This is a genomic window from Citrobacter sp. Cb023, assembly GCF_030336805.1.
GTDB lineage: Bacteria > Pseudomonadota > Gammaproteobacteria > Enterobacterales > Enterobacteriaceae > Citrobacter > Citrobacter braakii.
On record NZ_JAOWCV010000029.1, the window covers coordinates 169,394 to 191,397 of the forward strand.

Consider the following 22,004-nt stretch of genomic DNA (forward strand, 5'->3'; position numbering starts at 1 on the left):
CTCCCGAGGATCTGCGGTCTTGCCGCCTTCCTGCACCTCGAAAGCCATAACCTATGAAAAATTAGACGTCGTCGCCGTAACCGAGGCTACGCAGCGCGCGCTCGTCATCGGCCCAGCCGGATTTCACTTTCACCCACAGCTCGAGGTGAACGGGCGCTTCGAACATCTCCTGCATGTCTTTACGCGCTTCGATGCCGATGGTTTTAATTTTGGCCCCTTTGTTGCCAATAACCATCTTCTTCTGCCCTTCACGTTCAACGAGGATCAGCCCGTTAATATCGTAACCACCGCGTTCGTTAGAGATAAAACGTTCAATCTCCACGGTAACGGAGTACGGCAGTTCAGCCCCCAGAAAACGCATCAGCTTTTCACGGATGATTTCAGAAGCCATAAAGCGCTGAGAACGGTCGGTGATGTAATCTTCCGGGAAGTGATGAATGGCTTCCGGCAGGTGCTTACGCACGATGCCCGCAACGGTATCAACATTCAGGCCGGTTTCGGCAGAAATCGGGACAATATCAAGGAAGTTCATCTGGCTTGCCAGGAACTGCAGGTGCGGCAGTAAATCGGCTTTTTCCTGAACGTTGTCCACTTTGTTCACAGCCAGAATAACCGGGGCTTTACCGTCGCGCAGCTTGTTGAGCACCATTTCGTCGTCCGGCGTCCAGCGGGTGCCTTCCACAACGAAAATAACCAGTTCAACATCACCAATCGAGCTGCTTGCCGCTTTGTTCATCAGGCGGTTGATCGCCCGCTTTTCTTCCATATGCAGGCCCGGGGTATCAACATAAATCGCCTGATACGCACCTTCGGTATGGATGCCAACAATACGGTGACGTGTTGTCTGAGCCTTACGTGAGGTTATGGAAATCTTCTGCCCAAGCAGATTATTCAACAGGGTGGATTTGCCGACGTTCGGGCGACCGACGATGGCAATAAATCCGCAGTAAGTTTTCTCTTCGCTCATTCCAGCTCCAGTTTTTTCAACGCCTGTTCGGCGGCAGCCTGCTCAGCCTTACGACGGCTCGAACCTGTGCCAACCACCGGTTCACTCAGGCCGCTGACCTGGCAGTGGATAGTAAATTCTTGATCGTGTGCTTCACCACGAACCTGCACCACCAGATAGGACGGTAGCGGCAGGTGGCGACCCTGCAAATATTCCTGCAGGCGCGTTTTCGGATCTTTTTGTTTATCGCCTGGGCTAATTTCATCCAGACGAGTCTGATACCAGTTCAGGATCAGTTGTTCAACGGTTTGAATATCGCTGTCGAGGAAGACGCCGCCGATCAAAGCTTCAACGGTATCTGCCAGGATCGATTCACGACGGAAACCGCCGCTTTTCAGCTCGCCTGGCCCCAAACGTAAACATTCACCGAGGTCAAACTCACGGGCTAATTCAGCCAGCGTATTGCCGCGAACCAGCGTCGCGCGCATGCGACTCATATCACCTTCATCCACACGCGGAAAACGGTGATACAGCGCATTAGCGATAACAAAGCTCAGAATAGAGTCGCCTAAAAATTCTAAACGCTCGTTATGTTTGCTGCTGGCGCTACGGTGAGTTAATGCCTGCTGCAACAGCTCCTGATGATTAAAAGTGTAGCCCAGCTTCCGTTGAAGCCGATTAATTACGATGGGGTTCATGCGATACCAATAAATGAATGCGTCAACAATTCAGCACACGAAACAGACCTGATATACGCATTTCGCTTAGCCATCCCGCTTCGGCTGAATGCATTTATACACAAACCAACGCTGTTTCGTGTGCCGTGGCAACCTGTCGGTGCCAACCTCAAACTTCGGGGGAATATTCTATACACAACGACAAGGGATGTCGTTAGTCTGCGGGAATTTATCCGAGAAATAATTCACGCTGTCGCCATAATGACGACAACGTGAACGATTATCAGCGATTAGTGAATGCCACCAATACGGCTTAAGCGCACACCGGTCGGCCATTCGCCTTCTTGCTTATCGAAACTCATCCAGATAGCGGTTGCTTTACCAACCAGATTCGCTTCCGGCACAAATCCCCAGTAACGGCTGTCCGCGCTGTTGTCACGGTTATCACCCATCATGAAGTAGTGTCCCGGCGGGACGATCCAGGTTGCCAACTGCTGGCCTGGCTGGCGGTAATACATCCCCACCTGATCCTGCGCGATTGGCACGGTCAGAATGCGGTGCGTTACCTCACCCAGCGTTTCTTTACGCTCGGAGAGGCGAATACCGTTATCTTTCGTTTCATTCAGCGGAACCTCAAAGAAGCCGCTGGTCGCTTCACCGCCGTTACGACGCGCAAATGTCTGCACAAAATCACTTGGCTGAACATCAGAGTACGTTACCGGCAGCGCGTTTTCACACGCCTGACCGGAACTGCATCCTGGCTGAATAGTTACCTCTTTCGCCACCGGATCGTACGTCACTTTGTCTCCCGGTAAACCGACAGCACGTTTGATGTAGTCCAGACGCGGATCTTCCGGGTATTTAAACACCACGATATCACCGCGTTTCGGATGGCCGGTTTCGATCAGCGTTTTCTGGTAAATCGGATCTTTAATCCCGTAGGCAAATTTCTCCACCAGGATAAAGTCACCGATAAGCAGTGTCGGCATCATCGAACCAGACGGGATCTGGAACGGCTCATAAATAAATGAACGCACCACCAGCACAATAGCTAAAACCGGGAAAACGGATGCCCCGGTTTCCAGCCAGCCTGGCTTAGGGGCCACTTTTTTCAGCGTTGCTTTATCCAGTGAATCACCTGCAGCAGCTTGCGCTGCTGCCTGACGCTCCCGGCGTTTTGGCGCGAAGATGAATTTATCTACGCACCATAAAATGCCCGTCACCAGTGTGGCAATCACCAGAATCAGGGCAAACATGTTCGCCATGCCAACTCCTTAAGATTATTTGCTGTCTTTACCGACATGCAGAATGGCGAGGAAGGCTTCCTGTGGCAGTTCGACGTTACCGATCTGCTTCATGCGCTTTTTACCCTCTTTCTGTTTTTGCAGCAGCTTTTTCTTACGGCTGATATCGCCACCGTAGCATTTCGCCAGAACGTTTTTACGCAGCTGCTTAACCGTTGAACGCGCGATGATGTGCGTACCAATGGCCGCCTGGATCGCGATATCAAACTGCTGGCGAGGGATCAGATCTTTCATCTTCTCGACCAGTTCACGACCACGGCTCTGGGAGTTGTCGCGGTGGGTAATCAGCGCCAGCGCATCGACACGTTCGTTGTTGATGAGAACATCAACGCGCACCATGTCAGACGCCTGGAAACGTTTGAAGTTATAGTCCAGCGACGCATAGCCGCGAGAAGTTGACTTCAGACGGTCGAAGAAGTCGAGTACCACTTCCGCCATCGGAATTTCATAGGTCAGCGCCACCTGGTTACCGTGGTAAACCATGTTGGTCTGTACGCCGCGCTTCTCGATACACAGCGTGATGACGTTACCGAGGTAAGCCTGCGGCAGCAGCATGTGACACTCAGCAATCGGCTCACGCAGTTCGTAAATGTTGTTCAACGGCGGCAGCTTGGACGGGCTATCGACGTAGATCGTCTCTTTCGCCGTGGTTTCGACTTCGTAGACTACGGTCGGCGCGGTAGTGATCAGATCCAGATCGTATTCACGTTCCAGACGTTCCTGAATGATCTCCATGTGCAGCAGACCGAGGAAGCCACAGCGGAAGCCGAAGCCCAGCGCGGTTGAGCTTTCCGGTTCATAGAACAGGGAGGCGTCGTTGAGGCTCAGCTTGCCGAGCGCGTCACGGAAGTTTTCGTAGTCGTCAGAGCTCACCGGGAACAGACCGGCGTAAACCTGCGGCTTCACTTTTTTAAAGCCTGGCAGCGGCTTGTCCGCCGGGTTACGCGCCTGCGTCAGGGTATCGCCAACCGGTGCGCCCAGGATGTCTTTAATCGCACAAACCAACCAACCCACCTCGCCGCATTTCAGCTCGGTACGGTCAACCTGTTTTGGCGTGAAGATGCCCAGACGGTCAGCGTTATAGACCTGACCGGTGCTCATCACTTTAATTTTGTCGCCTTTACGCATGGTGCCGTTTTTAATACGCACCAGTGATACGACGCCCAGGTAGTTATCGAACCAGGAGTCGATGATCAGCGCCTGTAACGGACCTTCCGGGTCGCCTTCCGGCGGCGGGATGTCGCGCACCAGACGTTCAAGAACGTCAGTGACGCCAACGCCGGTTTTCGCCGAACAGCGAACGGCATCCGTCGCATCGATACCGACGATATCTTCGATCTCTTCCGCCACACGCTCAGGATCGGCGGCTGGAAGGTCAATTTTGTTCAGTACCGGCACTACTTCCAGATCCATTTCCATGGCGGTATAGCAGTTAGCCAGGGTCTGTGCTTCGACGCCCTGTCCGGCATCAACCACCAGCAGTGCGCCTTCACAGGCGGCAAGCGAGCGGGAAACTTCATACGAGAAGTCAACGTGGCCCGGGGTGTCGATAAAGTTAAGCTGATAGGTTTCACCATCAGATGCTTTGAAATCGAGCGTCACGCTCTGCGCTTTGATAGTAATACCGCGCTCACGCTCAAGATCCATCGAGTCGAGAACCTGCGCTTCCATTTCACGGTCAGACAGGCCACCGCAGATCTGGATAATACGGTCAGACAGCGTCGATTTACCGTGGTCGATGTGAGCTATGATTGAAAAGTTACGTATGTTCTTCATATAGTGTAATTATTGTGCCTTACGCCCGCCTGAGCAGGCTCTGAGAAGTCGCTGATCTGAGCTTAACGTCTGTTTAAGTGAAACGCCGCATTCTACACTACAACGCTGAGGCGAGGAAATGTTCATAGAGCAAGGATAGCGGGAACTGGAAACAACTTTGCAAAGTCGGTGAAACTTTTGCCGGATGGCAACACAAGCGCCATCAGGCAAAGCTATCACTGTTGGGTTTCGACGCGAATGAGATCGGGTGGGAGAGCAACGTTCAGAATGACCGGCTGCCAGGCTTCGCGCTCAGCAAGCTTACGAGAGTATCCACGGGCAATCAGGAATCCGCCCACGCCCCCCAGCACGGCACCGCTTAATGCCGCAAGGTCGGAACCAAACAGCACCTGGAATAACGCCGCGAAGAGAAAGAGCCCCGCCAACGGAGACATGTAGACCAACATCGCTGAACCCAGCAGGCTACCCTCGGCAATACCCAGTTCAACTTTTTGACCGGGCGCTAAGGGTTCGTCGCTGGGCACCACGATGGTATGCGTGGTCTGCGGCCCAAGTTTGTTCAGCACGCGGCTCCCGCATCCGGCCCGCGAAGCACAGCTGCTACATGATGCTTTAACATCACAGCTGACCGTCGCCAGACCATTTTGCCAGGAGACGACTGTCGCCCACTCTTTAATCATTGTGCAGCCCTGAACTTAATATTGTCCGCGATACGCTTCGCCGTTTGCGGTGGAAGCTCGCCCACAATCGTAATTTCTGCGTTATCACGCACGCTGGTGCTAACCGTTCTACGCCCGGTTCGCAACAGCTGATCGGCGCTGTTTTGCATCGCACGGTTTACGTTCACGGAGAAACTGAACAGGCCATCAGAATATAGGCGCGATTCGATCGGCATGTTATCCATCGTCGGCAGCGGACGTCGACTGCTGGAAACTTCGCTGAAGCCTTGCGGCAACCACGACGGACTCCAGTTGAAGTTGGTTTTCTCGCCAGCAGGAACTGACAGCAACGGCGGTAGATTGGCTTTCGCCAGCGCCTGCATGCTATCGCTAACGCCGTTGTTTACGGTAAACGCGATAACACGGAACTGTTCCAGCGTCTCACCATCACGGTCGAGAAGATCGACGCGCATCGGCAGCTTAGTCTCCGTGTCCATCCAGACGATATAGCTGTAACGCGTACCGTCACGGGCGACTACGCGGATCACTTCACAGAGCCGATCGGCAATGCGGGTGCGACCTACTGAGATAAAGTCATAGTAGGGAGCAAGACGTTTGAAGTCGGTGTAAATCAGAGAGGGCAGAGAGTCAACGATATAGTCGCCGTTCAGCGTGAACGGTTCGAGACCAGGCTCAAAATAGCTGATTTCATTGCCACGCTGCACCACTTCCCGGCGCGGTCCATCCATTTGCAACAGTTGCGCTAGCGGACGGTTATCCAGGCGGGCATGGCGATAACGTAGGGATTCAACACCCTGCTTATTGATGCTGACAAATGACAGCTCATAGGTTAGCGACTGGCTGGCCAGATTCATCTGCTGCAACAACGCCCCGGACGCAGGATTGGCCGAGGCGTTTACAGAGAAAAACAGGCTACCAGCCACAAGTGACATGGCAAACCAAAGTTGCTTCATTACTGCGATTGCGTTCCTAAAGTTTGAATTCCTGGCACCTGCACAGCGGCTTGCTGTGTTTGGGCCTGCTCAAACTGAAGCTGTTCAGAGTGCAGTCGACGTTGCAGTTCGTAGTCCTGCAACATGGCATTAATACGACGACGCTGCTCCTGTACCTGCTGTTGCTGACCGCCGCTGGCCGTCGCGTCAGAGGGTACACCCAAGCTTACCGGACTGGCTTTACCCATCATCGGTAATGTATTAAATACCGGCGTTTCGGGCTGCTGGGACGTTTCAGATTGCCCATTATAGTGCTGGACGCCAACAATAACTGCAAGTGATACACACGCGGCCACACCCATTTGGGTAAGCTGCGCGGCCCACGGACGCATTTTCTTCCAGAATGGCATTTTCTGCCACTGGTGCGGTGCTGGCTGGGCCTCAGGAATCAATGGCACCGTCTGACGTACTGGCTCATCCTGGATGGCAGCCATTACGCGGGCGGAAATATCGAAATGGAGAACGTCGGCGGTATCACCTCGCATGGAATCGCGAATCAGGTGATAACTCTCCCAGGTTTTTTGCATTTCCGGGTCCTGAGTCAGCTCTTTGAGTAACTCAGTATCCAGCGTTTCGCCATCCATTAAAGCGGAAAGTTTTTCTTTCTGCATGCCTAATACCTTTTCCAGTATCCCGCTATCGTCAACGCCTGATAAGCGGTTGAACTTTATTATCAATAGCTTCCCTCGCTCGGAAGATACGTGAACGCACCGTACCCACCGGACAATCCATGATAGCGGCTATCTCTTCATAGCTCAGGCCATCCAGCTCCCGCAAGGTTATTGCCATGCGTAAATCTTCCGGGAGGGACTCAATAGTTCGGAAAACTATCTGTCTCAGTTCTTCTGACAACATTAAGTTCTCAGGGTTCGAAATTTCTTTCAGCGCACCGCCACTTTCGTAATTTTCTGCTTCAATCGCATCAATATCACTGGAAGGTGGACGACGCCCCTGAGCGACCAGGTAATTCTTCGCTGTATTGACTGCAATACGATACAGCCAGGTATAAAAAGCACTATCTCCCCGGAACGAGTCCAGCGCACGATAGGCCTTGATAAATGCTTCTTGTACTACATCGGGTACATCGCCCGACGGTACATAGCGAGAAACCAGACTCGCCACCTTATGCTGATAGCGCACTACCAGTAGGTTAAAGGCTTTCTGATCTCCCTTCTGGACCCGTTCTACCAGGACCTGGTCCGTTAACTGCTCGCTCATCCGAGGTAAAGTCTCCCCAAACCAAATTTCCACGCGCCTTCGAAACGCCACTCCATCAGCTTCACTATGAGCAAGCAAATGCTTAGAGTGCTCAAGTTTCGTAAAGTTCCGTTACGCATTGTTTTTTGTTTGTCATGTTGTAGACAGGTCTTATCTCTCATTATAAGTCTACATAATCCGATCGACGCACTATCTGTTTAGAAATGCCCATTTCACCGCTTGCAGAGTAACCCAACGGCCACTTAATTTCATCACATAATCTGGTGCTAACGGCCTGCTTCACAAAATATTTTTGCTCATTTCGTCCTCGTCATGCTTTTTTTTCATGTTTAGTCACTGCAACACATTTAAAAATAAAACGTGCAGTATCGCGCAATGTGGTGCTATGGTGACCAAACACTGTTTAGTAAATTAAACAAAAATCATGAATACGACTCCTGAATTATCCTGTGACGTGCTGATCATTGGCAGCGGGGCTGCCGGACTCTCACTGGCGCTGCGCCTGGCCGAAAAACATCAGGTTATTGTCCTGAGCAAAGGTCCGGTCAGCGAAGGCTCGACATTTTATGCCCAGGGCGGTATTGCCGCGGTGTTTGATGAAACCGACAGCATCGACTCCCACGTTGAAGATACTCTGATTGCCGGGGCCGGCCTGTGCGATCGCCATGCGGTTGAATTTGTCGCCAGCAATGCCCGCACCTGCGTTCAGTGGCTTATCGATCAGGGCGTCTTATTTGATACGCAGGTTCAGCCCAACGGTGAGGAGAGCTATCACCTGACCCGTGAAGGTGGTCATAGCCATCGACGCATTCTGCACTCTGCGGATGCCACCGGTAAAGAAGTCGAAACCACCCTCGTCAGCCAGGCACAAAATCACCCCAACATACGGGTTCTTGAGCGCAGTAATGCCGTCGATCTGATTGTCTCCGATAAAATCGGTCTGCCGGGAACGCGTCGGGTTGTCGGAGCCTGGATCTGGAACCGTAATAAAGAAGCCGTAGAAACCTGCCATGCCAAGTCAGTAGTGTTGGCCACCGGCGGCGCGTCAAAGGTGTACCAATACACCACCAATCCAGATATTTCCTCGGGTGACGGGATTGCGATGGCCTGGCGTGCGGGATGCCGTGTCGCCAACCTGGAATTTAACCAGTTTCACCCGACGGCGCTGTATCATCCGCAGGCGCGCAACTTTCTGCTAACCGAGGCGCTGCGTGGCGAAGGCGCACATCTGAAGCGCCCGGACGGTTCGCGCTTTATGCCCGATTTTGACGAGCGTGGCGAACTGGCTCCCCGCGATATTGTTGCCCGCGCCATTGACCACGAAATGAAGCGCCTGGGCGCTGACTGCATGTTTCTCGACATCAGCCATAAACCGGAAGAATTTGTTCGTCAGCATTTCCCGATGATTTATGAAAAATTGCTGGGACTGGGCATCGATTTGACCAAAGAGCCGGTTCCCATCGTTCCTGCCGCGCACTATACCTGCGGCGGCGTGATGGTGGATGACTTTGGCCGTACGGATGTCGACGGGCTGTATGCGATCGGCGAAGTGAGTTACACCGGCCTGCATGGAGCCAACCGGATGGCGTCAAACTCATTACTGGAGTGCCTGGTTTACGGCTGGTCCGCGGCTGAAGATATCGACAGGCGAATGCCTTATGCTCGCAGCGTCAGCACCCTCCCGGATTGGGATGAAAGCCGGGTAGAAAACCCGGATGAACTGGTTGTGATTCAGCATAACTGGCATGAGCTGCGGCTATTTATGTGGGATTACGTCGGTATCGTGCGCACAACTAAACGTCTGGAGCGCGCCCTGCGCCGTATCACCATGTTGCAACAGGAAATCGACGAGTATTACGCTCATTTCCGCGTGTCGAACAACTTGCTGGAACTGCGCAATCTGGTGCAGGTTGCTGAGCTGATTGTCCGCTGCGCGATGATGCGTAAAGAGAGTCGGGGCCTGCACTATACGCTGGATTATCCAGAACAGCTTCCAGAGGCGGGCCCGTCCATTCTCTCACCGCTAAGTCATCACATGAACAGATAAAACGCCTGGGTCAGCGCCGTGTAACCTTCAGAGTAACGTTGGTCTGGCCCACGGATCACCAGCCTGTCACTAAAGCACTCCCCGGCCTGCGGGGAGAATGCCAGCAGTACCCGATTCGGTAGTCGGGCCTCAGTTTCTGCTACATCCGTGCGCAATCGCAGATGCCAGCCCATGCCCAGTGCCTGCTGGGAAAATGCGTTACCAATCTGTTCGGGCAGCACCACACAGAAAAAACCTTCTTCCGTAATGCTGTCTGCCGCCAGCGTTAGCAATACTTGATGATCGAGCGTGGTGGTGTAGCGAGCCTGCTCGCGCTGCGGCGTGGCACATTCCACTCCCTGTTCATAATAGGGAGGGTTGCTGATGATCAAATCAAAGCGCACGGTCTGGCGCGGTATCCACTGCTGCACATCTTCCGTATGAACGTTCACGCGATGCATCCACGGGGATTGCGCGATGTTCTCCTGCGCCTGCTGCGCGGCATCAACATCAAGCTCCACAGCGTCAATGATGACGTTTTCATCTGTGCGCTGGGCCAGCATCAGCGCCAACAGGCCGCTCCCGGTACCAATATCCAGGATCCGCTTTACGCCAGCAACAGGGGCCCAGGCCCCCAATAAAATGCCGTCCGTTCCGACTTTCATTGCACAACGATCGTGTGCCACAAAAAACTGCTTAAAAGTAAATCCATTACGTCTAAGTACGGATGTAGACTGGGGCATGAAGAACAACCTTCCTGGAAAAAAAACGATAACATAGGATAAAAACAATACCTGAGAAGGTATATCCATACAAACAGATGAAGATTGCAGCCGTAACGTCTATAATCAGCGCCCCACTCAGAGGTAGAACATGACTGTAACGACTTTTTCCGAACTTGAACTCGATGAAAGCCTTCTGGATGCCCTCCAGGAAAAAGGTTTCACTCGCCCGACCGCCATTCAGGCTGCCGCCATTCCGCCTGCGCTCGATGGCCGTGATGTACTCGGTTCTGCGCCGACAGGCACCGGTAAAACGGCGGCATATTTGCTGCCAGCGTTGCAGCACCTGCTCGACTTCCCGCGCAAGAAATCTGGCCCGCCGCGCATTTTGATTTTGACACCGACGCGCGAACTGGCGATGCAGGTTGCCGAACACGCCCGTGAACTGGCGAAGAATACGCATCTGGATATCGCCACGATTACCGGCGGCGTGGCTTACATGAACCACATGGAAGTCTTTAGCGAAAACCAGGACATCGTGGTCGCCACTACCGGTCGTCTGCTGCAGTACATTAAAGAAGAAAACTTCGACTGCCATGCGGTTGAGACACTAATCCTCGATGAAGCAGACCGCATGTTGGACATGGGCTTTGCCCAGGACATCGAGCATATCGCTGGAGAAACCCGCTGGCGTAAGCAAACTATGCTGTTCTCCGCCACGCTGGAAGGCGATGCGATCAAAGATTTTGCTGAGCGTCTGCTGGAGGATCCGGTCGAAGTTTCGGCGGATCCGTCTACCCGCGAACGCAAGAAGATTCATCAGTTTTACTACCGTGCCGATGACATCGAGCACAAAACTGCCCTGCTGATCCATTTGTTAAAACAGCCGGAAGCAACCCGCTCGATTGTCTTCGTACGTAAACGCGAGCGTGTGCACGAGCTGGCAGGCTGGCTGCGCCAGGCGGGCATTAATAACTGCTATCTCGAAGGCGAGATGGTGCAGAACAAACGTAATGAAGCGATCAAACGCCTGACCGATGGTCGTGTGAACGTACTGGTAGCAACCGACGTTGCCGCTCGTGGGATCGATATTCCTGACGTCAGCCACGTGTTTAACTTCGACATGCCGCGCAGTGGCGATGCCTATCTGCACCGCATTGGCCGTACCGGTCGTGCAGGCCGTAAAGGTACTGCGATCTCTTTGGTTGAAGCCCACGACCATCTGCTGCTCGGCAAAGCGAGCCGCTATATTGACGAGCCACTGAAAGCACGCGTCATCGACGAACTGCGTCCAACCACGCGCGCGCCAAGTGAGAAATCTAACGGTAAGCCATCCAAGAAAGTGCTGGCGAAGCGCGCCGAGCAAAAAGCAAAAGAGAAAGAGAAACCGCGAGTGAAAAAACGTCACCGCGACGCCAAAAATGTCGGCAAACGCCGTAAGCCGAGCGGAGCTGCTACCCAGCAGTCCGACAAAGAGTAAACCGAATGCCGGGCCGTTTAGCCCGGCATTTTTTGTGCACAAAAAAGCGGAAGATACGTTGGCATCTTCCGCTTTCAGATTCTCTGCCAGACGGGGTTATTCCCCGTGAACCTTACAGGCTCTCAGTAAAGGTACGAGCAATAACGTCGCGCTGCTGTTCTGGCGTCAGAGAGTTGAAACGCACGGCATAACCAGAAACACGGATGGTCAACTGCGGATATTTTTCCGGATGCTTAACCGCATCTTCCAGAGTTTCGCGGCGCAGAACGTTCACGTTCAGGTGCTGACCACCTTCCACACGGACTTCCGGCTGTACGTCTACCGGTACTTCACGGTATTCGATCTCACCCAGTTTGCTGACAGCAACGACTTCATCAGCATTGAAACCTGCTTTCGCAACGATGCAGCGTGCTTCGCCTTTTTCGCTGTCCAGCAGCCAGAAAGAGTTCAGCAGGTCGTCGTTTGCAGCTTTAGTAATCTGGATACCTGTAATCATTTGATGCCTCCCCGGCAAAATTATTTGATCTCGGCTGGCCGTCATCCGGCCAATTGGTAAAACCATTGTTGCTTGAGTGTATATATACCCCTCACACACCCTTGAATCTTTGATTTAAATCAATAAAAACCACACATGAAAAGTGGTGATAGGTGGATTTTATTGTTTTACATCAACTTACACCACATGCGCAGCTAAACTTTTTACATAAATTTTCAACTATCTTTAAGGGGTAGACCCTTGAGAAACGTACAGAATTTTGCGACGTCGAAAGAAGCAGTTAAGCTAGGGGGATTGAAAATTCGCAGGAGAGCGAGATGGCCACCAAATTAACCTGGCACGATGTGCTGGCAGAAGAGAAACAGCAGCCTTATTTTGTTAACACGTTGCATACTGTGGCGGGCGAGCGTCAGTCAGGTATGACAATTTATCCGCCACAAAAAGATGTATTCAACGCTTTTCGCTTTACCGAACTTGGCGACGTGAAAGTCGTCATCCTGGGTCAGGATCCTTACCACGGTCCGGGCCAGGCACACGGTCTCGCGTTTTCTGTCCGCCCCGGTATTGCCACCCCGCCCTCGTTGCTGAACATGTACAAAGAGCTGGAAGCAACGATTCCTGGCTTCACCCGCCCAACGCACGGATATCTGGAAAGCTGGGCACGCCAGGGTGTGCTGTTACTCAACACCGTGCTTACCGTCCGTGCCGGGCAGGCACATTCGCACGCCAGTCTGGGATGGGAAACATTTACCGATAAAGTCATCAGCCTGATTAACCAACATCGGGAAGGCGTGGTATTCCTGCTCTGGGGTTCACACGCACAAAAGAAAGGTGCGATTATTGATGCGCAGCGTCACCATGTATTGAAAGCGCCGCACCCATCACCGCTCTCTGCGCATCGCGGTTTCTTTGGCTGCAATCATTTTGTACTGGCTAATGAGTGGCTGGAACAGCGAGGTGAAAAGCCGATTGACTGGACGCCGGTATTACCCGCAGAAAGCGAGTAAAAAAATGCCAGCGAATCGCTGGCATTTTTGTTATCAGGCTTTGTTCTGACGCCACCACTCCGCGAGCAGCACGCCGGTCGCGACAGAAACGTTGAGCGTTTCTACGTTGCCCGTACCGTCTATCGCCACGCACAGGTCGTCGGCTGAGCATGCTGCTTCTGGCAGAGCCTCACGCTCACGCCCTAATACCAGCACCATTTTTTCCGGCAACGTGGTAGTAAACAGCGGCTTGCCTTTCACGCTTGAGGTCATCACTACCGTGTAACCCGCTTTACGGAAGTCGTCCAGCACATCGACAATACTGTCACCGGTGATCGGCTGAACGTGCTCAGCTCCGCCTTCAGCAGTGCGGATAGCCGCACCTGATTCCAACATCGCCGCATCCTGTACCACCACACCTTTCACACCGAAGTGCGCGCAGCTACGCATCATGCCGCCCAGGTTGTGCGGGTTAGCAATGTCTTCCAGGGCCAGCACGCAATCCTGCGCCCCGGCCTGACCAACCCACTGCTTAACAGTGGTACCGTTACGTTTCTTGATCAGGAAACAGACGCCGCCATGGTGTTCAGTGCCGGAGGCTTTCGCCAGCTCGGCTTCGTCAACCACGTGGTAGGCTTTGCGGTTCGCCGCCATCCAGCGTAATGCTTCTTTAAAGCGCGGGGTTACGCTCTGAACAAACCAGGCGCGAACAATAGCGTCCGGACGACTCTGGAACAGAGCCTGACAGGCATTCTCACCGTAAACGCGGGTTTCTTCCGCGCGCTGACGACGTAATACTTCAGGATCGATAAAGCTTTTGCCGCTGATACCACCGTGATCGGCTTTGTCTGCTGCATCATCATTCGGTGCGCGGGACACGGTACGCCATGGTGAATCTTCACGTCCACGGTCGCGTTCTACATCGCGGCCACGACCACGTTCGCTGTTCGGACCCTTTCTGTCATCACGGGCAGGGCGACGACCGCCTTCGGCTCGGGAAGTACCGGGGCGACCGCCGCCTTTACCAGTACGTGGATTTTGGGTGCGTTTGTCCGAGTCATCGTCACTGCGGACGTACATCACTTTGACCTTGCCGTTTTTATTCTTCAGTTCGTCGCTCATGTTTTTCTCCACCTGCTCTGCGCGAAGCGCGAAGATTACCCGATGTGCACGTCGTTAGCCATTATTTCATTTAAAAGCTAAGGACTATTGTACTCATTGAATAAAACGCATTGTTGTTTAGAACAGACTCCCCGATAATATGTAACATAATAGAAACATACTGGCGTTACTGCCGTGAAGTCCACTCCACTCATCCAGAGGTTAGTTATGAATACCGTTTGTACCAGCTGCCAGGCTATCAACCGCATCCCCGACGATCGTGTCCAGGAAGCGGCTAAATGCGGACGCTGTGGTCACGACCTGTTTGATGGGGAGGTGATCAATGCGACCGGTGAAACACTGGATAAACTGTTAAAAGACGATCTCCCGGTGGTGGTTGATTTTTGGGCCCCCTGGTGTGGTCCATGCCGTAACTTCGCCCCGATTTTTGAAGATGTCGCGGAAGAGCGTAGCGGTAAAGTGCGTTTTGTTAAAGTGAATACAGAAGCCGAGCGTGAACTCAGCGCCCGTTTCGGTATCCGCAGCATCCCGACCATTATGATCTTCAGAAAAGGTGAAATCGTCGACATGCTTAATGGCGCCGTACCTAAAGCCCCGTTTGATAGCTGGCTTAACGAATCATTATAATCTCTACGGGGCGCATCTTGTGCCCCGTTTTCACCTCTGCGACAATAGCGTTTTTCAACGTGTTCTCCCATGACCGATAACGCTGTTCTTCAGTTACGCGCTGAGCGCCTCGCGCGCGCCACGCGCCCTTTCCTTGCCCGAGGTAATCGCATTCGCCGCTGTCAGCGCTGCCTGCTGCCGCTGAAGCTCTGCTTGTGCGCAACGCTGGTGCCGTCTGAGGCCAAAAGCCGCTTTTGTCTGGTGATGTTTGATACCGAGCCGATGAAGCCCAGCAACACGGGACGTTTGATTGCCGATATTTTGCCCGATACCACGGCTTTTCAGTGGTCACGCACCGAACCGCCGCAGGCGTTGCTCGAACTGGTGAAAAATCCGGATTACCAGCCGATGGTTGTATTCCCGGCATCCTATGCGGGCGAAGAGCGTGAAGTGATTTTCGCGCCACCAGCCGGTAAACCACCGTTGTTTATCATGCTTGATGGTACCTGGCCTGAAGCGCGTAAAATGTTCCGCAAAAGCCCGTATCTTGATAACCTGCCGGTGATCTCCGTTGATTTATCGCGACTTTCCGCTTACCACCTGCGTGGCATTCACGCAGAAGGGCAATACTGTACTGCCGAAGTGGCCATCGCGTTGTTGGATCTGGCGGGCGATACGCAAGCCGCGGAGGGGTTGAGCGATCATTTCACTCGCTTTAAAACCCGCTACCTGGCAGGAAAAACTCAACATCAGGGAAGCGTCACAGCAGACTCACCAGAAAGCGTTTAAAATCATTCGGTCACTGGTGTCATTAAGGAAGCCGATATGAGTCAGCGTGGTCTGGAAGCACTACTGCGACCGAAATCCATTGCGGTGATTGGGGCGTCAATGAAGCCTAATCGCGCAGGTTACCTAATGATGCGTAACCTGCTTGCCGGCGGTTTCAATGGACCTGTTTTACCAGTGACGCCAGCATGGAAAGCGGTGTTGGGCGTCCTGGCCTGGCCCAATATCAACAGCCTGCCTTTTAGCCCAGACCTTGCCGTGTTGTGCACCAATGCCAGCCGCAACCTGGCATTACTCGAAGCGCTTGGCGAGAAAGGCTGTAAAACCTGCATTATTCTTTCAGCTCCCGCATCGCAGCACCTGGAATTGTTGGCCTGCGCCGCACGCTACAACATACGTCTCCTCGGCCCAAACAGCCTGGGACTTCTCGCGCCCTGGCAGGGGCTTAACGCCAGCTTTTCCCCCGTTCCCATCAAGCGCGGTAAGTTGGCATTTATTTCCCAGTCAGCGGCGATTTCCAACACCATTCTGGACTGGGCGCAACAGCGCGACATGGGTTTTTCCTGGTTTATCGCGCTGGGCGACAGCCTTGATATCGACGTTGATGAACTGCTGGATTACCTGGCGCGCGACAGTAAAACCAGCGCGATATTACTTTATCTCGAACATTTAAGTGATGCCCGGCGCTTTGTCTCCGCCGCCCGTAGCGCCTCGCGCAATAAACCCATTCTGGTGATTAAGAGTGGTCGTAGTCCGGCGGCACAGCGTTTACTGCATACCAGTGCAGGGATGGACCCTGCGTGGGACGCAGCTATCCAGCGCGCCGGTTTATTACGCGTACAAGACACTCACGAGCTGTTCTCTGCGGTAGAAACCCTGAGCCACATGCGTCCACTGCGCGGCGACAGGCTGATGATCATCAGCAATGGGGCCGCGCCTGCCGCACTGGCATTAGATGAGCTGTGGTCAAAAAATGGCAAGTTGGCGACATTGAGTGAAGATACCTGCCAGAAATTACGCGATGCGTTACCTGAACATATTGATATCGCCAACCCGCTGGATCTGCGTGACGACGCCAGCAGCGAACACTACGTTAAGACGCTGGATATCTTGCTCGCCAGCCAGGATTTCGACGCACTGATGGTGATTCACTCACCCAGCGCAGCCGCCCCGGGAACAGAAAGCGCACAAGCGTTAATCGAGGCGGTAAAACGTCATCCCCGCGGTAAGTTCGTCTCGTTGCTGACCAACTGGTGCGGAGAGTTTTCCTCCCAGGAAGCCCGTAGACTGTTTAGCGAAGCCGGATTACCTACCTACCGCACGCCAGAAGGCACCATCACCGCGTTTATGCATATGGTGGAGTACCGGCGTAACCAGAAGCAACTGCGGGAAACCCCTGCGCTGCCCGACTACCTGACCACCAATACCGCCGAGGCGCATAATCTGTTACAGCAGGCGATTGCTGAAGGAGCAACGTCGCTGGATACCCATGAAGTGCAGCCGATTTTACAAGCCTATGGCTTACATACGCTGCCGACGTGGATCGCCAGCGACAGCGCTGAAGCCGTACACATCGCGGAGCAAATCGGTTACCCGGTGGCGCTAAAGCTGCGTTCTCCTGATATCCCGCATAAATCAGAAGTTCAGGGGGTAATGCTCTACCTGCGAACGGCAACAGAGGTGCAGCAGGCAGCCAATGCGATTTTTGATCGGGTAAAAATGGCCTGGCCGCAGGCGCGCATTCACGGTTTATTAGTACAAAGTATGGCGAATCGCGCTGGCGCTCAGGAGCTGCGCGTCGTCGTTGAACATGACCCGGTATTTGGCCCGTTGATTATGCTTGGTGAAGGCGGAGTTGAGTGGCGACCAGAAGAGCAAGCCGTGGTGGCGTTGCCGCCATTGAACATGAATCTGGCGCGTTATTTGGTGATCCAGGGGATCAAAAATAAAAAGATCCGCGCTCGCAGCGCATTACGCCCATTGGATATCGCCGGGTTAAGTCAGCTTCTGGTGCAGGTCTCCAATCTGATCGTCGATTGTCCGGAAATTCAGCGTCTGGATATTCATCCGCTGTTGGCCTCCGCCGGTGAATTTACCGCGCTGGATGTCACGCTGGACATTGCCCCTTTCACGGGCGATAACGAAAGCAGGCTGGCTATACGTCCCTACCCCCATCAGCTTGAAGAATGGGTGGAGTTGAAGAACGGCGAGCGTTGCTTGTTCCGCCCTATTTTGCCCGAAGATGAACCTCATCTGCAGCAGTTCATTTCTCAGGTAACAAAAGAAGATCTTTATTATCGCTATTTCAGTGAGATCAACGAATTTACCCACGAAGATTTAGCCAATATGACGCAGATCGACTACGATCGGGAAATGGCCTTTGTTGCGGTACGCTGTAAAAACAATCAGCAAGAGATCCTCGGCGTAACGCGAGCAATCTCGGATCCTGATAACATTGACGCCGAGTTCGCCGTGCTGGTTCGTTCAGATCTCAAAGGGCTTGGACTGGGTCGCCGGTTGATGGAAAAATTAATTGCATATACCCGAGATCACGGACTTAGACGTTTGAATGGTATTACGATGCCAAACAATCGTGGGATGGTCGCCCTGGCCCGGAAACTCGGGTTCGCTGTTGACGTCCAACTCGAAGAGGGAATTGTTGGGCTAACGCTTAATCTGGCCCAATTTGAGGAATCGTGAGTAAGGTACTGGAAATGTTGACCACATTAATAGGTACTGGTGGTATCATTACCCGCTTATGTCGTCTGCATAGCACAGAGGACCCTTCAATGAACAGAGAAGAAATGCACTGTGATGTTGTCAAAATTTAAGCGTAATAAACATCAACAACACCTTGCCCAACTACCCAAGATTTCTCAGTCAGTTGATGATGTAGATTTCTTTTATGCTCCCGCTAATTTCAGGGAGACTCTGCTGGAAAAAATAGCCAGCGCGACGCGACGGATCTGCATTATTGCGCTGTACCTGGAACAGGATGACGGTGGCAAAGGCATACTCGACGCGCTCTATGCGGCAAAACGGCAGCGTCCTGAACTGGATGTCCGGGTGCTTGTCGACTGGCACCGAGCCCAGCGCGGACGTATTGGTGCTGCGGCATCAAATACCAACGCTGACTGGTATTGCCGAATGGCACAAGAAAACCCAGGTATTGATATTCCTGTCTACGGTGTTCCGATTAACACCCGAGAAGCGCTTGGCGTCCTGCATTTTAAAGGCTTTATCATCGATGACAGCGTCCTGTATAGCGGGGCCAGCCTGAATGATGTTTATCTGCATCAGCATGATAAATATCGCTATGACCGTTATCAGTTGATTCGCAACGCGCAAATGGCCGATATCATGTTCGATTGGGTCACGCAGAACCTGATGAACGGTCGCGGCGTTAATCGCCTTGATGATATTAATCGCCCTAAAAGCCCGGAAATTAAAAACGACATCCGCCTGTACCGTCAGGAACTGCGCGATGCGTCATTCCATTTTCAGGGTGATGCGGATAATGAACAGCTCTCGGTAACGCCTCTGGTAGGCCTTGGAAAATCCAGTCTGTTAAATAAGACCATTTTCCACCTTATGCCCTGCGCGGAGCACAAGCTCACAATCTGTACCCCTTATTTCAACCTGCCCGCTATACTGGTGCGCAATATCATTCAGCTGCTGCGTGAAGGCAAAAAGGTCGAGATCATTGTCGGTGATAAAACCGCCAACGACTTTTTCATTCCAGAAGATGAGCCATTTAAAATCATCGGCGCGCTGCCCTACCTGTATGAAATTAACCTGCGCCGTTTCCTTAGCAGACTGCAATATTACGTGAATACCGACCAACTGGTCGTGCGCTTATGGAAAGATGATGACAACACCTATCATCTGAAAGGCATGTGGGTTGATGATAAATGGATGCTGCTCACCGGCAACAACCTTAACCCTCGCGCCTGGCGTCTGGATCTGGAAAACGCCATCCTTATCCACGATCCGAAGCAAGAGCTGACTCCCCAGCGCGATAAAGAGCTGGAGCTTATTCGCACGCATACCACCGTCGTTAAGCACTATCGCGACCTGCAAAGCATTGCCGACTATCCAGTCAAAGTGCGTAAGCTCATCCGTCGACTACGCCGTATCCGTATCGACAGACTAATTAGCCGTATTCTGTAACCAAGACCCCGTCAAGTGACGGGGTTTTTCCTATGGAGGCAACGGTGCGCTTGTTTATTCTTTTCAGTATCCTGGCTATTTCTGGCTGCAGCCACATGGCAAACGACCGCTGGAGCGGACAAGACAAGGCTCAACACTTTATCGCCTCCGCTATGCTCTCCGCAGCTGGAAACGAATATGCTCAACATCAGGGCAACAGCCGCGATCGCAGCGCGGCTATCGGCCTGATGTTCTCAGTCAGCCTGGGCGCGTCAAAAGAGTTATGGGACAGCCGTCCCGCTGGGAGCGGCTGGAGCTGGAAAGACTTCGCCTGGGATGTTGCAGGTGCGTCTACCGGCTATGCGGTCTGGCAGTTGGCACATCACTAGAGGCGCAGACCTTTCCCCTTCCCATGCAGCATCAGCGATACCAAAAATGCGACTATTGCGAGTGCTGTAACGTACCAGAAGAATGTTGTTTCCATACCGACAGACTTCAGGGATAACGCAACATATTCGGCTGAGCCACCAAACAGAGCATTGGCCACCGCATAAGATAATCCAACCCCCAGAGCGCGCACCTGTGCCGGGAACATCTCGGCCTTCAGAATACCGCTGATTGACGTATAGAAACTCACAATCAGCAAGGCACACATCACCAGAGCAAACGCCATATACGGGGACGTCACGCTTTGCAACGCTGTCAGAATGGGGACGGTGAAAATCGCGGCCAACGCGCCAAAACACAGCATTGAAGTACGTCGGCCAATTTTATCTGACAAGGCACCGAACAACGGTTGCACCAGCATAAACACACACAGTGCCGCCGTCATAATCCCACTGGCTACGTTGGCATGCATACCGGCAGTGTTAACCAGGTACTTCTGCATGTAGGTTGTGAACGTGTAAAAACACAGCGAGCCAGCAGCGGTAAAGCCAAGCACCATGATGAAGGCTTTGCGATTACGCCACAGACCTTTCAGAGAACCAGCTTCTTTCAGCGCGCGAACGTCCTGTTTCGAGGTTTCATCCAACTGTCGACGCAGCCATAACGCAACAATAGCCAGTACGGCGCCCAACGCAAATGGAATACGCCAACCCCACGATCTTAGCGCTGAGTCTTCTAACGTTTGCTGTAATATGACCACAACCAGCAGTGCCAGTAACTGCCCGCCGATTAACGTCACGTACTGGAAGGAAGCATAAAAACCTTTCTTCCCTTCAACGGCTACTTCACTCATATAGGTAGCGCTGGTCCCGTATTCACCACCGACAGACAGCCCCTGAAATAACCTAGCCAGCAGCAATAGAGCAGGAGCCCAGGTACCGATGGTTTCATATCCCGGAAGACAAGCGATCACCAGCGATCCCATACACATCATACAAACTGACAGCAGCATCGACTTTTTACGCCCGTGCTTATCCGCGATGCGACCAAACAGCCAGCCGCCAATCGGTCGCATCAGAAAGCCTGCAGCAAAAACTCCGGCTGTTTGTAAGAGTTGCGTGGTGGTGTTTCCTGATGGAAAAAAGATATGAGCAAAATAGAGAGAGCAGAAAGAATAGATATAGAAATCAAACCATTCGACCAGATTCCCTGATGATGCTCCGACAATCGCCCATATACGACGCCGAGTATCGCCGTCTGCCAGCGCCCCGTTCTCAGTTACACTGCTATCAGCCATTAGAATTGTACCCCTGCCAACGATTGCATTAATTTATCAATGGTGGTTGTGTCTTTTTTGGTGAAATAAATGTTATATAATTGTTATAATTTATTATGAGAGAAAGATCACGGTTTTCATTAGCAGAGAAAGGATTCAGATATGTTCGAGAAAGAGAAAAATCGGTTTGAAATAGAGTGGGCTTTTATGGGCTGGATAAAATGGTACGCTGCATCCGGCAGTTCCATTCTCTGCAGACGCAAAAAAGCCCATCCGACAGGATGGGCTTCTTCACTTATTTGATGTCTGGCAGTTCCCTACTCTCGCATGGGGAGACCCCACACTACCATCGGCGCTACGGCGTTTCACTTCTGA

The 22,004-nt window shown here is 52.7% G+C and carries 21 protein-coding genes; 8 read left to right on the top strand and 13 right to left on the bottom strand.

What is annotated here, in order from left to right; translation table 11 throughout:
* Window positions 1-61 precede the first annotated feature (61 nt).
* The 9 genes from era to rseD all read right to left on the bottom strand — a co-directional run bounded on the left by era (window position 62) and on the right by rseD (window position 7,754).
* The gene (gene era / locus OGW44_RS05645; RefSeq protein WP_003037581.1) at window positions 62-967 is read right to left on the bottom strand and encodes a GTPase Era; all 906 of its coding nucleotides are present in this window, start codon (window positions 965-967) and stop codon (window positions 62-64) included.
* Window positions 964-1,644 carry a ribonuclease III gene (gene rnc, locus OGW44_RS05650; protein WP_003037579.1) on the bottom strand — a complete coding sequence of 227 codons (681 nt, stop codon included), beginning with the start codon at window positions 1,642-1,644 and terminating at the stop codon, window positions 964-966. The genes era and rnc overlap by 4 nt, the downstream gene beginning before the upstream one ends.
* A gap of 269 nt (window positions 1,645-1,913) precedes the next feature.
* Entirely contained in the window at window positions 1,914-2,888 is a 975-nt protein-coding gene (gene lepB, locus OGW44_RS05655; RefSeq protein ID WP_016154048.1) for a signal peptidase I, read from the bottom strand.
* 15 nt (window positions 2,889-2,903) lie between these two features.
* Complete coding sequence (gene lepA, locus OGW44_RS05660; RefSeq protein ID WP_003037577.1) at window positions 2,904-4,703, bottom strand: translation elongation factor 4; 1,800 nt, start codon at window positions 4,701-4,703, stop codon at window positions 2,904-2,906.
* A gap of 215 nt (window positions 4,704-4,918) precedes the next feature.
* The gene (rseC, locus tag OGW44_RS05665; protein WP_016157173.1) at window positions 4,919-5,383 is read right to left on the bottom strand and encodes a SoxR-reducing system protein RseC; all 465 of its coding nucleotides are present in this window, start codon (window positions 5,381-5,383) and stop codon (window positions 4,919-4,921) included.
* Window positions 5,380-6,336: a sigma-E factor regulatory protein RseB gene (gene rseB / locus OGW44_RS05670; RefSeq protein ID WP_016154050.1), complete on the bottom strand. Its 957-nt coding sequence runs from the start codon at window positions 6,334-6,336 to the stop codon at window positions 5,380-5,382. The genes rseC and rseB overlap by 4 nt, the downstream gene beginning before the upstream one ends.
* A complete protein-coding gene (gene rseA / locus OGW44_RS05675) occupies window positions 6,336-6,986 on the bottom strand; it encodes an anti-sigma-E factor RseA (RefSeq protein ID WP_019077408.1) in 651 nt (216 codons plus the stop codon). The genes rseB and rseA overlap by 1 nt, the downstream gene beginning before the upstream one ends.
* A 31-nt stretch (window positions 6,987-7,017) precedes the next feature.
* Complete coding sequence (rpoE, locus tag OGW44_RS05680) at window positions 7,018-7,593, bottom strand: RNA polymerase sigma factor RpoE (protein WP_003037573.1); 576 nt, start codon at window positions 7,591-7,593, stop codon at window positions 7,018-7,020.
* A complete protein-coding gene (gene rseD / locus OGW44_RS05685; RefSeq protein WP_049259737.1) occupies window positions 7,590-7,754 on the bottom strand; it encodes a rpoE leader peptide RseD in 165 nt (54 codons plus the stop codon). The genes rpoE and rseD overlap by 4 nt, the downstream gene beginning before the upstream one ends.
* Before the next feature lie 263 nt (window positions 7,755-8,017).
* Here rseD and nadB point away from each other — a divergent pair, with 263 nt between their 5' ends.
* The gene (nadB, locus tag OGW44_RS05690; RefSeq protein ID WP_047358259.1) at window positions 8,018-9,640 is read left to right on the top strand and encodes an L-aspartate oxidase; all 1,623 of its coding nucleotides are present in this window, start codon (window positions 8,018-8,020) and stop codon (window positions 9,638-9,640) included.
* On the opposite strand, the gene trmN is transcribed toward nadB, so the two are convergent.
* The gene (gene trmN, locus OGW44_RS05695) at window positions 9,625-10,362 is read right to left on the bottom strand and encodes a tRNA(1)(Val) (adenine(37)-N(6))-methyltransferase TrmN (RefSeq protein WP_075847623.1); all 738 of its coding nucleotides are present in this window, start codon (window positions 10,360-10,362) and stop codon (window positions 9,625-9,627) included. The genes nadB and trmN overlap by 16 nt on opposite strands.
* 130 nt (window positions 10,363-10,492) lie before the next feature.
* Here trmN and srmB point away from each other — a divergent pair, with 130 nt between their 5' ends.
* On the top strand, window positions 10,493-11,821 hold the full coding sequence (gene srmB / locus OGW44_RS05700; protein WP_016157176.1) for an ATP-dependent RNA helicase SrmB: 1,329 nt from the start codon (window positions 10,493-10,495) through the stop codon (window positions 11,819-11,821).
* Window positions 11,822-11,933: 112 nt separating this feature from the next.
* Here srmB and grcA read toward each other — a convergent pair whose 3' ends face one another.
* A complete protein-coding gene (gene grcA, locus OGW44_RS05705) occupies window positions 11,934-12,317 on the bottom strand; it encodes an autonomous glycyl radical cofactor GrcA (protein ID WP_003037563.1) in 384 nt (127 codons plus the stop codon).
* 317 nt (window positions 12,318-12,634) lie between these two features.
* Between grcA and ung the strand changes: the two genes are divergently transcribed.
* Window positions 12,635-13,324, top strand: coding sequence for a uracil-DNA glycosylase (ung, locus tag OGW44_RS05710; protein ID WP_185654958.1), 690 nt, complete (start codon window positions 12,635-12,637; stop codon window positions 13,322-13,324).
* Window positions 13,325-13,357: 33 nt separating this feature from the next.
* Here ung and OGW44_RS05715 read toward each other — a convergent pair whose 3' ends face one another.
* Window positions 13,358-14,425 (bottom strand): tRNA/rRNA methyltransferase, encoded by a 1,068-nt coding sequence (locus tag OGW44_RS05715; RefSeq protein WP_185654957.1) that lies wholly within the window; start codon window positions 14,423-14,425, stop codon window positions 13,358-13,360.
* Between the two features lie 207 nt (window positions 14,426-14,632).
* On the opposite strand from OGW44_RS05715, the gene trxC reads away from it, so the two are divergent.
* The 5 genes from trxC (at window position 14,633) to OGW44_RS05745 (ending at window position 20,355) form a co-directional block, all read left to right on the top strand.
* Window positions 14,633-15,052: a thioredoxin TrxC gene (trxC, locus tag OGW44_RS05720; RefSeq protein WP_003037559.1), complete on the top strand. Its 420-nt coding sequence runs from the start codon at window positions 14,633-14,635 to the stop codon at window positions 15,050-15,052.
* Between the two features lie 69 nt (window positions 15,053-15,121).
* Window positions 15,122-15,820, top strand: a complete 699-nt coding sequence (gene tapT, locus OGW44_RS05725) for a tRNA-uridine aminocarboxypropyltransferase (RefSeq protein ID WP_019077411.1) — start codon at window positions 15,122-15,124, stop codon at window positions 15,818-15,820.
* A gap of 36 nt (window positions 15,821-15,856) precedes the next feature.
* Window positions 15,857-18,517, top strand: coding sequence for a bifunctional acetate--CoA ligase family protein/GNAT family N-acetyltransferase (locus tag OGW44_RS05730; RefSeq protein ID WP_016157179.1), 2,661 nt, complete (start codon window positions 15,857-15,859; stop codon window positions 18,515-18,517).
* A gap of 114 nt (window positions 18,518-18,631) precedes the next feature.
* Window positions 18,632-19,987, top strand: a complete 1,356-nt coding sequence (gene pssA / locus OGW44_RS05740) for a CDP-diacylglycerol--serine O-phosphatidyltransferase (RefSeq protein WP_003835350.1) — start codon at window positions 18,632-18,634, stop codon at window positions 19,985-19,987.
* A 32-nt stretch (window positions 19,988-20,019) separates the two neighbouring features.
* Window positions 20,020-20,355: a YfiM family lipoprotein gene (locus tag OGW44_RS05745; RefSeq protein WP_019077413.1), complete on the top strand. Its 336-nt coding sequence runs from the start codon at window positions 20,020-20,022 to the stop codon at window positions 20,353-20,355.
* On the opposite strand, the gene OGW44_RS05750 is transcribed toward OGW44_RS05745, so the two are convergent.
* A complete protein-coding gene (locus OGW44_RS05750) occupies window positions 20,352-21,650 on the bottom strand; it encodes an MFS transporter (protein ID WP_016154060.1) in 1,299 nt (432 codons plus the stop codon). The genes OGW44_RS05745 and OGW44_RS05750 overlap by 4 nt on opposite strands.
* Between the last annotated feature and the right edge of the window lie 354 nt (window positions 21,651-22,004).